Annotated in this window: 10 protein-coding genes; 4 read left to right on the top strand and 6 right to left on the bottom strand. The window is 36.9% G+C overall.

Going from position 1 to position 17,223, the window contains the following annotated elements; genetic code table 11:
• Positions 1–219: 219 nt before the first annotated feature.
• The 3 genes from FW778_RS14455 to FW778_RS14445 form a co-directional block, all read right to left on the bottom strand.
• Positions 220–3,192 carry a SusC/RagA family TonB-linked outer membrane protein gene (locus FW778_RS14455; protein WP_150415460.1) on the bottom strand — a complete coding sequence of 991 codons (2,973 nt, stop codon included), beginning with the start codon at positions 3,190–3,192 and terminating at the stop codon, positions 220–222.
• 1 nt (position 3,193) lies between these two features.
• A complete protein-coding gene (locus tag FW778_RS14450) occupies positions 3,194–4,480 on the bottom strand; it encodes a TlpA family protein disulfide reductase (protein WP_150415459.1) in 1,287 nt (428 codons plus the stop codon).
• Positions 4,481–4,625: 145 nt separating this feature from the next.
• Positions 4,626–5,192 (bottom strand): hypothetical protein, encoded by a 567-nt coding sequence (locus tag FW778_RS14445; RefSeq protein ID WP_150415458.1) that lies wholly within the window; start codon positions 5,190–5,192, stop codon positions 4,626–4,628.
• A 127-nt stretch (positions 5,193–5,319) separates the two neighbouring features.
• Here FW778_RS14445 and FW778_RS14440 point away from each other — a divergent pair, with 127 nt between their 5' ends.
• A complete protein-coding gene (locus FW778_RS14440; RefSeq protein WP_150415457.1) occupies positions 5,320–5,676 on the top strand; it encodes a helix-turn-helix domain-containing protein in 357 nt (118 codons plus the stop codon).
• Positions 5,677–5,686: 10 nt separating this feature from the next.
• Here FW778_RS14440 and FW778_RS14435 read toward each other — a convergent pair whose 3' ends face one another.
• The gene (locus FW778_RS14435) at positions 5,687–6,550 is read right to left on the bottom strand and encodes a HEPN domain-containing protein (RefSeq protein ID WP_150415456.1); all 864 of its coding nucleotides are present in this window, start codon (positions 6,548–6,550) and stop codon (positions 5,687–5,689) included.
• Between the two features lie 65 nt (positions 6,551–6,615).
• Between FW778_RS14435 and FW778_RS14430 the strand changes: the two genes are divergently transcribed.
• Positions 6,616–6,858: a hypothetical protein gene (locus FW778_RS14430; RefSeq protein WP_150415455.1), complete on the top strand. Its 243-nt coding sequence runs from the start codon at positions 6,616–6,618 to the stop codon at positions 6,856–6,858.
• 532 nt (positions 6,859–7,390) lie between these two features.
• Here the strand turns inward: FW778_RS14430 and FW778_RS14425 are convergent.
• Together FW778_RS14425 and FW778_RS14420 are read right to left on the bottom strand one after the other, a co-directional pair.
• A complete protein-coding gene (locus tag FW778_RS14425) occupies positions 7,391–9,841 on the bottom strand; it encodes an AAA family ATPase (RefSeq protein WP_150415454.1) in 2,451 nt (816 codons plus the stop codon).
• A gap of 153 nt (positions 9,842–9,994) precedes the next feature.
• A complete protein-coding gene (locus tag FW778_RS14420; protein WP_150415453.1) occupies positions 9,995–10,447 on the bottom strand; it encodes a hypothetical protein in 453 nt (150 codons plus the stop codon).
• A gap of 551 nt (positions 10,448–10,998) precedes the next feature.
• Between FW778_RS14420 and FW778_RS14415 the strand changes: the two genes are divergently transcribed.
• Complete coding sequence (locus tag FW778_RS14415) at positions 10,999–11,268, top strand: hypothetical protein (RefSeq protein ID WP_150415452.1); 270 nt, start codon at positions 10,999–11,001, stop codon at positions 11,266–11,268.
• A 1,115-nt stretch (positions 11,269–12,383) separates the two neighbouring features.
• Positions 12,384–17,081 carry a type II CRISPR RNA-guided endonuclease Cas9 gene (gene cas9 / locus FW778_RS14410; RefSeq protein WP_150415451.1) on the top strand — a complete coding sequence of 1,566 codons (4,698 nt, stop codon included), beginning with the start codon at positions 12,384–12,386 and terminating at the stop codon, positions 17,079–17,081.
• The last annotated feature ends 142 nt before the right edge of the window (positions 17,082–17,223 follow it).

The following is a 17,223-nucleotide window of genomic DNA, read 5'->3' as shown; positions in this document are numbered from 1 at the left end:
AATCAGTTATGATTCCAAAAGAAACACTCACAGGAGTTATAATGCCGGTCGGGAATTCAGGATCAATCCCAGCTTTATTGGCCTTCCACAGCACAACATTCAGGTTAGAGAAATAAGCGTATAACTCAATTCCCTGGAAAACAGTTTTCTTAAAAAACTGCGGTAATCCGTAGCTCAGCCGTATATCATTCAGCCTTACGTTATCTCCTTTCAGTACATTTATTTCAGCATACTGGTAAAACTGGTCGCGGTAATCATTATCAGGGTAACCAGCGCAGGTACATTGGTTTTCCTCTCATCCCCGGGGTGCTGCCATCTCTGTGCGTATTCAATATTCCCCTGCCCGTTATTAAAAAGACTATAATAATTTAATGCCGGTTTCCTAAAATAATATCCTAACCGATAGGTGATATTAACGGATACGGATAGACGCTTATAAGTGAACGAATTTCTTACGGCACCAAAACAGTGAGGAACTGCGGATCCGTCAATTGACTGATCGTTCAAAGGCGTTGCCACCAGGGAATCATAATTAGTGCTGGGTTTACCGTTGATATATCCTACCGGGTCGCCACTTGTATTGAGTCCGCCCCATTTAAAACTTATGATCTGGTAAGGCTCGTACCCGGCAAGAGGAGTTATGGTTAGGCCATCACTAACCAACCCATCTGTAAACTGGTTGTATAGATACCGGGTCACCTTGTTTTTTATATAACTGAGATAAAAACTGGTTTCCCATTTAAAGTTTTTGGTATCTGTATTTTTTGAACGAAGCATAACATCCGCTCCATGTCCTTTAAGATTGGCTGAATTGGTAAACAGGTAAGAAATACCTAAAGTGGGATCCAGCAGCTTCTGACCGAGAAGGTCTGTTGAATTTTTTTGAAAATACTCTATGCTGCCCGTTATACGATCGTCCTGTGTCCCAAAATCCATCCCGATGTTGGTTGTTCCCACCTTCTCCCATTGCAGATCCGGGTTCGGGTAATTGGATATCACGGCAAAAGGAAGATTGGTGATGGGCTGGTAGTTCGCAGGATTATACCTCAGGGTTGCCAAAGCTGCTACCGTATGGCTTACATTACCTCCATATCCATAAGTTGCACGAAGTTTAAGGAAAGGAAGCCACTTCAAATGATAAAAGCCTTCACCCGATATATTCCATGCCGCACCGGCAGACCATAATGGAATCGCTTTTTGATTGGCATTTACCCCAAAGAGGTTCGAGGCATCTTTCCGGAAGCTCGCAGAGATTGTGTATTTTCTGTTATAAGTATAGTCCGCATTGGCGTAGAGCGATGTATAACGCTCAAGTGTACCCGAAAAAGTGCTGCCTCCGGGTATGTAGGCATCACCAAATATATTATCAAATGTTGGATAGGCATTTACATAATCTACGTTGATGTTATTAAGTTTATCGTCATACCCATATACCCGGTAGTTATTTCCCGTGATCCCCGTTTGCCGCACTTCTGCTCCTGCAATTGCATTCAGGGCATGCCTGGTATGGTACACAGTATTGAAGTTTACCTGCCCCCGAAGCGCATATCCTTTTAATGAAGATGATGCCCCATCGAGTATGCCGCCATAAGGGACTATGTATTTAGCAATGGCGCCATCAAATTGGGTAAACTCATTAATAAAGTTGCGGGCATCAAATGAATTTACATTGTAAATGTTCGAAGAATTATTTTGGGTGTTCTGGTATTGGTAGCGTACTTCCGCATTCAGCGAACGGGAGAGATTAAACTTTATACCCAAGTCAGCTATCAGGGCATCAGACACCGTGTTCCGGGTTACATTTTTCAGCTCATCCAATGGCCGGTACTTCCAGTCCAGCAAGATACCCCCACCGGCAGTATCCGTAAAATTGCTACTGTATAAAATGTCTACCGGTAGTGGGTTGCCAAAATCATCTGCCAACCTTGAATATGGATAAAGTGCTCTGCCGCCCGCAACGGTTATGTTGCCATACCCTCCGGGACTGTTATTATAACTATTGATTCTTGTATAACCCGCGCCAAAATCAAGTTGCAGATTTTTTATCGGTATAAGAGTATTCTCAGATCGTACGTTGATCCTGTCATCCCTATTGCCAACAAGCGTTGCCGTATTGCAGTCATACCCCCCGGAAATTAAATACGTAAAGTTGTTTCCACCCCCGCTTAAGTTTAGCCCGTATTGCCGGGTCACGTCCGGTCGGTACAAATATTTTTCAAAATCCTTTCGTACGTCCTGCTTTCGTAGTGCATTAATTTGTGCGTTTGCATCGGCATCACTAATCGCTCCGGACTGCTGCTTAGCCAGTATTTGCACCACAGGGCTTACCGGTGTATAGTTATAAGGGTCGTTTATAACTCCATCGTAATATCCCTGCTTAAAAAGCAGCTGCTCTACGTCAATATATTCTGAAGGGGACATATCTTTTTTGGTAAAAAGATCAGGCCTTGCAGTATAGATCAGGTTAGTGGTAAACGAAAGCCTTGAATGCTGGTTCAACTGGCCTTTCTTCGAGGTAAGTACGATTACGCCGTTACCAGCTCTTGCTCCCCAGATAGCGGATGCGGCTGCATCTTTTAAAATGGTGATGCTCTCTATGTCGTTGGGATTAATATTATTGATATCACCCTCATAAGGAAAATGATCCAGGATAATTAAAGGCGCGGTGGAAGCCAGGCCAAGGGTGCTGATTCCTCTTATTTGCACGGGAGCATCTGCATTATTACGGTGATCAAAAAATACCGAAGGCGCTATTCCATCCAGCCGGGAAAGGATGGAAGTACCGGTGCTACGGTTAAGCAGTGCCTTATCTATCTGCTCATAGGAACCTGTGGCGCTTTTCTTATCAAATTCCTGGTAGCCGGTAGATACGGTTACGTCATTTAACTCGACCACGCTTTCCGTTAGGATCACGGAAAGCGGCGTTTCACTGACGGAATCTACCCGAATTTCCCTGGAAATAAAACCCACATGGGTTACCACCAATACCTGGTGTTGCTGTACGGGTATTACAAAATCACCGCTAGCACCCGTTATGGTTGAAAACGTTGTTCCTTTTACGGTTATCGTCGCTCCGGGCAATAAACGGTTACCGGTGCGGGAACTAACGGTTCCGGATAGTCGAATATTTCGCTGCGCCATCGCATGACCGATCAAAAAGAACGTTATTAAAACAGCTGTTGTTATTTTCATTTCATTTAGTTTGGTTTGAAGTATATTTTGATTGTTTATCGGTGATCACAAGAATGGTAAGCAACCTGTCTGTGAATTTTATTTGAAGGCCGTGACACTTTAGCATTTCCTGCAGCAGGGGCACGCTTATGTCCTCAGCGCCGCTGATTTTTTTTAGGATCATATTACCCAACCCGCTTTCGTCTATTACCGGTATATTGCCGTAATTATTATTGAGCGAATAAATAATGCTTTCCAATGAAGAGCCTGCCCCTTGCGTGGGAGAAACTGCTATATCCCGGGCTGTAACTGTGAGTGTGGAATTAGCGCTAATAACCCAGCAAGGCATTACCCTTTTTTCCAGCCTTCCATGCAGCTGCAAATAAAAATCGAGGTCTTCATTTATTTTTCGTGTAATAGCTTCTATAGGCAGGCTTGTTGCAAACGAGGCCTCATAACACCAGGCATTTTTTTGAAGCCATTCCCTGGAAACGGGCTTCCCCCGTATATAGGCATACCTGCTTTTATCGGCCATACCAAGCTGAATAAAAGCAGGCTGCAACCTTGGCCCATACAGCGCACGCATGTACAAATCCACCACCGGTACATTCACCATCGAAATTCTTCGAATACCCCTCACCGTATCTATAACTGTAGTAAACCGTTCGGGAACATTATCCATGTAAGAAGTAAGGGCACTGTACATTACTGAGGCAGGGTAACTGAAATCAGGGATAGTAGTTTCATTGAGGTGCAACAATGGGTGCTGGTAACTAAAGTTGTCTATGTCCCGCTTAACAGGCAACTGCAACTTATCGCCCGCCAGTATTGCACTAATGTTAGCCTCCGTAATATATTCAGGATACGTTATGGAAATAACGGTATCGTTTCTAACCAGTATTTCGTGTGGTATGTAGGTATGGGGAAACAATTGCGCAAGTACTGTATCTTCTGCTATCACCGCCAAATTAAGCGGAGCTATATTTTTCCTTTTCAGGAAAGAACTAACCTGCCTTTCAGATTCGGGGGTTACCATTAATACCTGCAACTTGCCTTCGAATTCTTTTTGCAGCGAATCGAGGCGCGGCATTGCTTTAATACAGGCAATGCATCCCGTGGTCATAAAATCTATCAGCACCAGTTTATTGTTCAAATCTTCGGTTTTGATTTCAGAGGTGGTATAGTGCATAACCTTTAATAATGTTATCGGCGGCATTCTGTCACCAATACCAAGAGGTTGTAAAGAAGTCAATTGCCCCTTGCTCATAAGCGGGCATAGCATTATCATTAAGCAATAAATCTGTTTCATTGCATTGGTTTTATTGGATGATTAAAGCGGTGAATGGGGTATAGGTAAATACTGCCTAAGTGGGGTTCTTAGGCTTGCGCTCGTAGAGATTTTTGAGCCATTGTACCAGTGGGTTTACAGAACCGTTTTCCATAAGAATAATAATTTAACGGGTGGTTTCATTATTGTTCGGTAAAAGGGGTGGTTGTATCTCCTGCCTGTAAGGAACTTTTATTACAGGCCGGTCAAATATTTGAGATTGTTCCCAATAAAAGCAAAGATGCCTTAGGTCTCTTTGTAATGTTCTGCGCAATTGGGCACTTGGTTCCTGCTTATCCAAATCGTATTGATCATTTAATACCTGTGTTACCAGGTGGGCTGCTGCAGTTGCATCTTTCACCAGGCGCAAAGCATACCGTTCCAGCAGGGGCCGGTAATAAGCGCCGGCGCTTACCGTGTTAGTTTGTGTTTGTGTCATTGCCGTATATTTTGGGGCTGCTAATGAATTATAAAAAGGGGCAGTGTTTTTATACCAATAGTGTATAGGAGTAAACAATGCGGGAAAAGAAGGCGCGTACACTACCTGCGGGAAGCTAACTGCTGTTGCCTGCAAGGCAAGGCAGGAATAAAGAGCGGAGCCCAAATTTTCATTACTAAGACCTGAGAAAATGTCCCTATAACAAAATGAGCAGCCGCTCCTTAAAGAGTTATCTGTATTTATTTTTTGTCTCATTGCCCGGAATTCTCAGGCCCCAGTAATGAGAGTTAAAATTGAATCCAAATCAAATATAGTAAAAAAAATATAATGACGTACATGTACGACAACACTTTTTTCTTTCTTTCATTACTTACGTTTCGAAATGAAAGTGCAAGATCATATAAGTCCTATTGAACAGTACGTAATTGATTTTATCAGAAAATTCCGAATTGATAAAGAACTTTCTCAGGAAGATATCGGCAGTATAATAGAAGTTTCCAGATCGTATATTGGAGATATAGAAAATCCCAACAGCAGGGCTAAATATAACTTAACACATATAAATGCGTTGGCAGACTATTTTGATATTTCACCACAAATTTTTCTTCCAGAGAAGGCTTTAATAAAGAAGCAAAATAAAATGAAAGGTATTACTGCAACTTCGCCAAAAAATATAAGGCAAAGTGAAAAGATTATTAAGAAGAAGAGGAACATTAGTTCATCTGGATCAAAAAAGTAAGAGCAACTTATTATCCATTTAACGTATCTATATACTCCGTACAAATCTTTTGAACGACAGCTTGCATTTGATAAATACGATCTATTAGTTTTTTTAATTCCTCTTCTGTAATCGAATAATCATTCTTATACCGTGCATCCACGTAACCTCTTTTCAGAAGTTCAAATAAATGTATCTCTTCACTATCATCTATAGGAAATGGGAATATAGTAAATAACTCCTGCGATAGTTGCTTTGCATAATGTCGAAGCTTATCCAGGTTATGGGTCTTGGGCTTGTATCCAGTGAAGACCAACAATACCGTATTATAAAAATGTTCTGCCGCCTGATGCAACAGAAATACCGATTTCTTAAATTTCTTTTTGTCAAGATACAGCAACACGCCGTCAATAAAATCTGAGGCATCAACAAACCAAATATCATAATACATTTGGGCAATAGATTTCATTTCCTCTTTAGATAATATCCTCGGGCTAGAAAATTCAATTGTTTCATTATCTGATAATAAAACTCCTTCATTAATGATGTCGGTGAAAAAGTATTGCCCAATTTCTAGACCCTCATTGACGTATTTAACATCATGTATAATTGCATTTACTGGCGTCTTAAAAAGGCTACGACTTCGATTTACAATTTTATCAATTATATCGTATTCCTTTAATACGCTATTCTTGGTTACAATTAAGAAATCGTAATCGCTTATATATTCATAATCTGTACCATTTTCAAAATATCTGTGCTCAACCCAAGTGTTTGTTGCATGGCTGCCAAACAATATAACTTTTTCAGGCGCGGCCACTTCTTTAATGATCTTTACGATTTGAAGTATTTGCTCCTGTTTTATTTGAGGAAGATGGGAGAGGGAAGTCTTCATAAAGCAAAAATAAAATTATAATATTAGTATCTTGAATTTTTGAAGAACAAAAATTATCTTGTAGTATGACGCTTTATGAATTTAATGCATTGGATGAAATGGAGCAGGCCGAGGCTGTTTGGGATTCTGTTTTTATTGCAGACCGTGAAGATTCCGAGCACAATATTTTATTATACCAACGAGATGCGTTTTATATCGAAGTTTATTATCACAAAGAATATAATGTAATAAGAAGATTTCGATCATTTTCATCAACAGAACAATTGAATCCGTATTTGGAAAAAATGAAGCTAAAAAATAAATTTTAATTTCCAATACCGGTTGAATTTAAAAATGACAGACTTTCAAATCTTTAAACAAGTAGTTGTTTTATTGTATTCAAAAATTTTCCCTAAACATAACGGAGGAGAGTACACGTTTTCGCAAATGGCTTTTAAGCTAATTGTTATTTGGCTACCAATTTTAATCCTGCTGATTTGGTTAATAGCAAAAGCCCTTCATAAATTTTAAATAAGGGCATCTTATGATAAATATATATTCCAAATAATGCAATTTCCTTAATACAATATGATAGGCCATTTCAAACTAACTCAACGAAAATTTATAGTATCTTCACCGTATTATAACGCTGACGGCTACACGAATCATTTCTTTTTAATACGGGGTACAATTTTTTGTCCTCTGTGACCTTCTGCCGGGCGGTTTATATTGGCAGACACGTGGGTTGAAATCATGAAGTTTTTCGCAGTAATTTTAAACAGAAGAAAGGAAAATGGAGAAGCTTAGGAGAGTGAATAATGATTTTGTGTAAGGAAGAACCCTCGTCGGTTGCCATTTAATTTACAATTTCCAATCGTAGTTTGTTTTATCACAACCACATCTGATTCTTTTTTTTACTGTATCGTAATTTTTGACTGAAACAGGTTTTTTACATGCTGTTAACTGGCAATAAAACAGTGCTTCCATAGCGTTCAGATCTATCCAAAAAGCTTTGATATCTCCTAACTTTGGAGAAATTGAATTGTCATGCGAAAGCAGGTTTCCTAAAATGTTTGAATTGATTATTCTGTCAATAATTGGCATTTGGGCCTTTAATTCATTGCTGCATTTGTTTATTTTGGCCTTAAGTTCATTTAATAATTCGTCTGGCATTCGCTTCTCATTTAGCTCATTAAATCTAAAATTTACTTTCACTTCAAGATTTACAGCAATATCTTTTAGCAAATGTTCAAGGTATTTTCTGATGGGATTTGCAAGTATGCTAACATCACCCTGAGCTAAACTAGCTTCGATAATTGTTCTTAACTCGGATGGCTGGTCATCGACGTGTGTTCCATCTGACTCATTGTATTTTAACTCATTGATTGACCAATTTTTTCTTTTTGCAAGTTGGGATACATACTGATACCATTCGTGTTCGTGGGTTAATAAAATTATTTGGCAATCAGCGAATTTTTCAAAAATTAAATCTGCGAATCGCTTTCTATGATTAGTGTCAAAACTTGAAATAACGTCATCTAAAACCACAAATTTATTTTCCTTATTGAATGCGGCAACTGACGCTAAAAAGAATGATAATCCAAAACAGTTTAAGTGTGATTCACTAAAATATTTTTGTGGTGGAGATGTGGGGCCACCTTTGTATTGATACTGAATTGTAATCCCGTTTAACTCATCTTCCTCGCCAATAGTAATAATCTTCAATTCCTTGAATTGCTCTCCTGGGTTCATAAACTGATAGTATTCATTTATTGTATCTGAAAATGTGCTTATGAAATGCTGCAATCCTTCTTTTTGCTTTTTCACAAATTCATTGTAAATGAGTTCCATAGATGCTCTTTGATCTTCAAGAACTTTCTTTTCTTTTTCAAACTTCTTTATTCTTAAAAAAGCTTCTTTTGCAGATGATATATTTGAGTAGGTTACAGTATTGTTATCCTTTTTTAATGATGTTTGTATAACATCTATTTTCGTCGCTAGGACTTCTACAGTTGCAAAGTCTACTTTGGTAAGTTTCAATTTCGAAGGTTCTGAAATCATATTGCCGGATGTGACCTTTTCTTTTCCTTCTTTCTCGTACATTGAAATTTTAGTGATTAAATCCTCAATCGCTTCTTTAATAGATTTAAACCTTTCATCATTATAATAATTATCAATTCTTAAATTATCGAGCCTCTTTATTCTTTCGGTTGCAATTTTCGTAATTGATTCTTTGGTTGAGTCAAAGGCAGCTTTCATTTTTAAAGACTCTTCAATTTCCTGTAATCTATTCTTAATGTCTTGAACTAGCTCATCCTTTCGCTTGGGTTGTAAACATAAAGGACAAGTATCATCTTTATGAAACTTTTTTTCAATAACTGTGCTACCAGCTTTTAGCAAATCGGCAAGAAAAACTTTCATTATATTTTGAACATTGTCAGCAATTTTCTTATACTCGTAGTAGTACTTACTATACTCTGAATTAAGAAGTTCGATTTCACTTTTAAGAACCGTCAAAGCAGTTTTACTGTTTTCAAGAAATCTAAGCTCGTTTAGAATCCTAATATTTGCAGGCGCTTTTAGTAAGGTCAGAACTGAATCGATATCATTTAAGGAGTTGACAACTATGGCTAAATTCAATGGAGAAATAATGTGATTAATTTTCTCAAACAAATCTTTCTCTACACCGATCGAAGCGCCTATTTTTTCAATCTGTAATTGCTTTTGAGTATTAATCTGTGATTCGTAGTTCTGACTTTTTATTTCAGTTTTTAATGAGTTGTACCCTTTTTTCAGAACTTCTTTTATTTTATTAACTTCAGCATATCCGATTACATCCGACAAGCTTTTGAGTTTTTCACCTTTCGGTTTATCAATGAAGTCTCGAAGATGTTGATAGCGAAGAATAAGATTTTCTTTTTGAGTTTTACTGATGTAAGAAATAAAATCGGTGTCCTTATTGGAAAACTCAGAAACTAACTTTCCTTTTTTAGATGTAAGGGTTTTTGACGAATTAAAACGGTTCCTTGTAAATTCAATTTCAACAAATGAAGTATCTGCATCGGAACAAGCAGAACTTCTAAGGGCATCATTGAGAACAATCTCGGAACCCGACAGGTGTGTAACCTCATCATTAAAAAACCATTCTAAAGAATCGGATATGCTACTTTTTCCCGTGCCGTTATCGCCATATAGCAGAATAGACTTTTCAGAAAGCGACAACTCTATTTTATTTTTAACGCCGCGAAGGCCTGATATGACTATTTTTTTAATTTTTGTTGACATCTTTATCTCGTAATTTTTGAAGTTCATTTTTTAGATTTGTGTCCGACAACTTTCCCTGTTGATACAACTTCGCAAGAGAATCCGCAAGTACTTGGTCGACATTTTCAATGTTAGTTATGTTCAAAAAGAAGTCTTCCAAAATTTCAATTCCAGATTTTACTTTGTTATCCATATTGTAGTTTATTTAAAATAACTCCAGTCAATTTTAAAATTTACATTTAATTCGCTGCTATGTATTTCAGCGCCAGTCTTATTATTACAGATAGGGTAAACACCAAAGTGCTCAACAAAACTTAAAATAAAATAGCTTTCAAGGTCTTCAATTCTGAAATGCCAGTTTGCTTTAAGAATATCAAAATTTATGTAAGTAAAAAGCAAAGGAGATTTTTTTCTATAATTCATTAAACCAACATTTTTTGATTTTCCGCCAAAATGCCCAATCAATCTATTCCTAATATTATTTGTTTTCCTTTCACTCATGCCTATGTAAAGCAACCTCGACTTGTCAAACGGGTATTCTATAAATGTGTTTTGTGAAAAAATAAAGTACAGCCCCACTACTCCGCTTAAATATTCTATGTTGGTGGCTTCAAAAGGCTTTGCTTCATCAAAGTAAATTGAAATAGTTTGCATTATTTATATTGTTCAAGTTTCATTTATCCAAAAGGGATACAACATTTGGAATTAAACTATAATGGATGCTAAGCTAAAAGATAAACTTGATAACCAAAAACTGGTAATTATATCTTATTGCCTTTTTAAAAATGTAGCATTACCTGCTCACCAAAAAAATCAGCAAGCTCTTTCATTTCATTTTTAGGATTATTAAAAACCATCTGTCTGTATACATTAACATTCCATAATAATATTTATTAATCATAGGGTGCCAGACCTAGGCTTGCCCGCCGACACTTGATGGCATTCTCCTTTAAAATACTTACCATTAGATTCGAATGAGACGAGGATACACCGGATAAAGATTATTAAGAAATAGTTGTTTTGAAATCACTTCGTTTGTAGATTAGCTCATGTCTAATATAAATCTCCCTAAATATGAACACCCTATTATAAAATATAGCGAGTTGGCTTACAAACGTAGAAGTTTAATATTAAATCAAACTATTGACCTTGAATCTGCAATGAGTAGATATATTTCTATTTTTTATGTATGAGATTTATACACGATGGAAGAACTAACCCAACTAATTTTAAATAATATCACTTTCAATAAAAAAATACTTATAGTTAAAGAAATAATATCAACAAAAGACACCCTTTTCTTAAAGGCGCATCCAACAATTTTTAAAGATTTAGTGAAAATTAGGAAAGTAAGAAATGAAATGGCTCATACTATTCTTTACATTCAAGATACATTTGTTGGCAATAGACATAAATTAAAACAAGACGTTACTAAGTTGGGTAATAAACAAATAGAGTTTGATGAAAAAAAATAACAGAATTATCAGAAATGATAAATAAGTATTTTACCGTTTTTTATCATTGGACTAATATTATCCCACCGCCAAAAAAATGAGCTTCCCCTGCTTCTTCCTTCGCCTAGGGTACTTGCAAATACAGATTATCACAACCTATGCGATGAGGTTAAACTAATAAAAATGGCTTTTAAAACAATGGTTATTTTGGACTGATTTGGTTAATAACAAAAGCCTTTCATGAGTTTTAAATAAGGGCATCTTATCATCAAACCAACTCTTCGAAATTTATAGTATTGCATTTATTACAACGGTAACGGCCACACGAATCATTTCTTTTTAATACGGGCTAGCATCTTTTGTTCTCTGCGCCTTTCCGCCGCGCGGTTTAAATTGCCCAGCATGCGGCTTGCAAGCTGAAAATTTTTGTACTACTAGAATAAAACGAAAAAGTGGCGCTTGCCTCGAAATGGGAGGGGCCTTACCGCCCTTCCGGTGTATGGCGATTCATTCATCACCAGGTAATGCTGTATATAATCTAGCTTCCGCTTCGGGACGTTTGATTGTGAGAGGGTGTTGTCTCCCATAATGCTGAAATAAATGATAGAAAATTTAGCCAATGTCTAACATTCAAATTACTTTAATTTTTTTAAACAAGCAACAGGTCAGTCTAGCTTAAAGTGCTTCGAAAACATAACGGTTAGGTTTGCACGTTGTTTTCTCAAGTGGCGTTTAATTACTGTCTTGGTGTAACTTTTAATTCTACTGATTTAGCCAATAACGAAAACATTGCTAAATCCGAATCGTCGTCTGGGGATTTAGTTAATAATTGTTGGTTTTTAAATCGCCTTGTATTCGTCTTCGCATAGTCTTTCATAAAAATTTTACCTTGTGAACCGCTTCATTTATCAATAAAAAAATTAACTTAGGTGTTCTAATTGTAACATCCCACCGGAAAAGAGAACTGCTTTGTGCTTTTAAACAGTGCAAATCGTAAGAGGTATTAAATAAAAAGCCCCACAGAGCGCAAGCGATGCAGGGACTGAGAAAATCTTCGGCTTTGGCCTTGCGGCGCGAGCCTTATTGTGATTTGTCTTTCAATTCAAATGTACATCAAAATTTAAAATAAAAATACGATGCCGGAAAATCAAATTTTATCTCTCGACCTCGGAAGCAATTCTATAGGAGCCGTTGTAAGAAATGCAATTGAAGAAAACCAGTTTGGAAAAGCTACGGTTACTACTTTTGAAACCGGCGTAGGAAAGGACAAAGAAAATAAATACACCATTTCTCTTGCAGCTAACAGGACCAGTAAGAGAAGTATCAGGCGGCTTTATCAATCGAGAAAATACAAATTATGGGCAGTATTGGAAGCGTTGATTAAAGACCCAAATAATTTGTATTGTCCCATCAAAGGAGAAAGCCTGAAACGTTGGAAACATTACAACAAAGAGGAAGCACAGAAAGAAAATGGTGGAAGGCAATATCCGGTAAATGATGTACTTTTCGCCAACTGGATCAAGTTAGATTTCAACAATGACGGAGTTCGGGATTACATCAGTCCTTACCAATTACGTAACGAGTTAGCTAATGTAAGGCTCGACTTTACCGTTGAAATAAACAGGTTTAAACTTGGAAGAGCTCTTTATCATATTGCACAACACCGTGGGTTCAAGAGCAGCAAAATTGTAAATAATAAAGATGATGAAAAGCGTGAACAGAGTGAACGGACAGATCACAATGAGGAAGGCAACATTGGGGCTGAAAAACGAAAACAAGAGAATTTTATAAAGGAATTAGGAAAGATAGGGTTTGCTTACGATCCTGAAAAAGATACAGTAGGATCATTATTTGCCCGAGTGGAAACAGAAGGCATTCATCACCCCGAAAGGAAAACGGAAGGAATTCGCATTCGCAAGAATCTGCATCAATATGTCACCCGAAAAATGTTGATTAAAGAAGTAAAGCAGATTTTTGGGGTTCAGCAATTGGACTTCAACGATATTTTCGGGGAAAAGAATACCAAAATTTCTATAACTCATTCTTCAATTTTCTGGCAAAGGCCCTTGCGTTCACAAAAAGGATTAGTCGGTTGTTGTACATTAGAAAGCTGGAAAATATTTGATAAGAAAAAAGGCAGAGAAGTTTTTGTTGGCAAAAAAAGGTGCGCAGTAAGCAGACCGGAATTTGAAGAATTCCGGTCATTGAGTTTTATTAATAACATTGCTTATCGGGAAAAAGGGAAACACGATAATGAATGGCATTTTTTGTCTAAAGAAATGCGACATGAACTTTACCGGGAAAAGTTCTTTGTTCAAAAAGATTTTGAATTTTTTGATATTGCCAAATGGATAAAGAAGAAAAACAGGCATGACAAGTGGGAGCTTAACTACAACTATAAAACCAATGTATCAGCCTGCATTGTGTCTGCCCGGCTAAAAAAGATCTTTGATGAAGATTGGAACAAACCTGTTACAATGGTCGACAGAAGTGGGAAACCTTATACAGTTCCCTTTTATGAAGATTTATGGCATGTATTATTTGGAAGCGATGACCAGGACTTTGTTGAAGAATATGGGAGATCAAAATTGAAATTAGATGACGAAAAAGTTCAGCAACTGCGTTCACTATGGTTTACCATGCCGGTGGACTATGCACAATTGAGCCTTAAGGCCATCAACAATATTCTACCGTTCCTCCGCGAAGGCTTTATATATACTGACGCAGTATTATTAGGTAAAGTGCCGGAAATTCTCGGTAATGAAATCTGGAACAAGAATAGGGTGTTTATCACGGAATCGCTCAAATCCTCTGTAATTGAAAAGAATCGTGAAGAAAAAAGATTATTAAATATTGTCAATAACCTTATTGCTCAATACAAAGCTCGTCCAAAAGGCAATGACCGTTTTGCAGACCATGATACTTCTTATGTAGTTGGTTCAATAGATGCGCAACTTCCTTCTGGAAGTAATGAACGAGATGATGTACAAATAGCAAGAGCAGCTGAAGAAGGTTTTGGTAAGGAAACATGGAAAAAGCTTTCTGAGGAAAGGCAAAATGCACTGGAGCAAATTACTGAATACTACCAGCGATTCTTCAAGTCCGGTCAACGTGATTTTTATAAACTGCCGCGACTAGGGGATGCTATGAAAAAGTTCCTTGCAGACAATTTTCCAAATCAGTTGTATTGCCCGAACACATTTAAAAAATTGGAAACTGGAGAAGAAAAATGCCACTGCGGAAAATGCAAAAGGCTAAATAAACTTTACCATCCTTCCATGATTGCCATTTATTCGCAGGCAAGAGATGAATATTACAAATACGACGGCAAAGGAATACAAAAGGTAATGCTTGGTTCGCCCAAAACAGGTGCGTTCAAGAACCCAATGGCCTTGCGTACTTTGCATGAATTAAAAAAATTAGTCAACTATTATATTGTCACGGAGCAGGTTGATGAAGAAACAAGAGTCGTAGTAGAAGTAGCTCGTGAATTAAACGACACCAATAAGAGATGGGCTATTGAAAAATACCAGGAAATCAGGCGCAAAGAAAACGAAGAATTTGGAGCAGCCATTCTTGAATTACTTAATGATCCTGAAGCAGTAGGTTCGTTAGCCAATGCAGATTCAGATAGTGATATTGATAAATTTCGGTTATGGTACGAGATGATTGAATTGCCTGAAGGATTTGAGAAAAGTGGTAAATTCACCGCGGTTGAAGATGACCGCACAGCAAAGGAACGAAAAGGTAAGCGTAAAAAAAAGAAAGATGGCGAAGACGAAGATTTGGATGAAATGGAGTATTATGAGTTTAGTGAAAACCATTTTGAAAACATCAAAAAGGAAGTATGGGTAAAACTTAAAAAAGCAAAAGATAGTGTAGTTGAAAAATATAGGCTTTGGAAAGAACAGCAGTGCTTTTGCATTTATACCGGTAATCCTATTAGAATTACAGACTTGTTTAAAGACTCTGTAATTGATATAGAGCATACTATCCCTTGTAGTATTTCATTTGATAATAGCGTTGCCAATAAAACAGTTTGCTTTGCCAACTACAATCGTAATACAAAAAAGAATCAAATCCCTACTCAGTTATCCAACTATCCCGAAATAGAAACACGTATTGCCACATGGAAACAAAAAGTAAAAGATTTAGAAATGCGGGTAGAGTTCTGGAAAGGAAAATCTAAACGAGCCAGTACACCTGAATATAAAAACAAAGCTATCCGAGAAAAACATCTATGGCAGTTTGAATTAGATTACTGGAGCAATAAAGTGGACCGATTTACCATGAAAGAAGTAAAACCGGGCTTCAAAAACAGTCAGTTAAAAGACACACAAATTATTTCTAAGTATGCCCTTCACTACCTCAAATCTTATTTCAATCATGTAGAAGTGCAGAAAGGGGAAGTAACAGCGCAATTCCGAAAGATATTTGACATACAGGAAACTGGAACAAAAAAAGACCGTAGCAAGCATAGCCACCATGCTAAGGACGCAATGGTATTGTCTGTAATTCCCGTTGCTGCTATTCGTGACAGAATGCTGGAGCTTTGGTATCAAATAAGAGAAGAAGAATTATTGCTTAAGTCAAATACAGAAAAAAAGAAATCGGCTATCGAGGAAAAAATAAAACTACTTAAGGATGAACTATTACAACTAAAATATCAATGCAATCTACCAAAAGGATTTAACAATAGCATAAAGCAATTAGATGAAACCATATTAAATAATAACATTGCCCGAAACCGTTCGGTAATTCCTGCTTCTAAAAAAGTGCGGTTTAAAGGAAAAGATTTTGTGGCCAAAGGAGATGCGATCAGGGGTGAATTGCATCTGGCTACCATGTACGGAAAACTTCAAATGGTAGAAAGAGATGAGAATGACAAGCCATTGAGGAATGAAAAAGGTGAATGGAAATTTTTGGAAGGCGATAGTGCTTTCAAATTTGGTCTTAGAAAAGGAGTTGATAAAAACCTGGACATAGATAAAATTGTTGATCCTGCATTAAAAAGAATAATTAAAGATCAAATGAGCAATCGCTCACTTGCTAATACTTTGAGTGAAGATGGCGGACTTTATATGTTAAATAAATCCGGTGAAAGAGTCCATAAAATCAGGCATATACGTTGTTTTGCAAATGACGTAACAAACCCTGTTCGAGTTAAGAAGCAAGACATTCAAAGTAATAAGGAACATAAAAATTATTATTGGGCTAAAAATGGTGAAAACATTCTATGCGCTCTTTATCAGAAAAACATCAAAGACAAAAAAGGCAACAAGAGAATTGATCGTGAATTAGAAATCATTACCCTTATGGACGTTGCCAAATTGGTGCAAGCAGGTGAAATTAAAAGTATTGATGATTTGGAAATATACAGAAAGGATAAACAGATCGGTGAAGTAATCATTGATGAAAACGGTAACAAAGAAAAACCTTATGCAATATTCAAGCCGGGCATAAAGGTGATTTTTTATGATGAAAATCCAGATGAGTTATATAAAAAAGAAGACGAAAGGAACGATGACTATAAAAAAAGGATTAGCTATCGTACTTACGTTTTAGTGAAATTTTCAGGAGTACAAATTACATTTAAGCATCATTTAGAAAACAGAAACGATGACGAATTAAAGAAAGCATATCCAAAAGATGAATATGGAGGAGGCGGTACTATTGGGTTTACCAAGAAGGTTTCGGATGCTTTAATACAAAACAAATTTAACAATTTTGAGCCCTGGCCTAAATTGTTATATACTATGAATTGGTTAAGTATGGTCATCGAAGGCAAACACTTTGAAGTACTGCCGGATGGAATGGTAAAATGGAAAATATAAAATGATCAAGTGCACCTTTTTTTAGCAATCTGTCTTTTTTTAAACAACAAACAAATGCTAATTGAAATACACAATAACATCAAAAAACAAAATTGGCAGCGATGAAAAAGTTCAACCTGCCGTAATAAATATGGTATTTAAA

It is taken from the genome of Ginsengibacter hankyongi, assembly GCF_008710285.1.
Taxonomy (GTDB): domain Bacteria; phylum Bacteroidota; class Bacteroidia; order Chitinophagales; family Chitinophagaceae; genus Ginsengibacter; species Ginsengibacter hankyongi.
The sequence above is the reverse complement of the archived record's forward strand: the minus strand, read 5'-3'. Positions and strand labels throughout refer to the sequence as shown.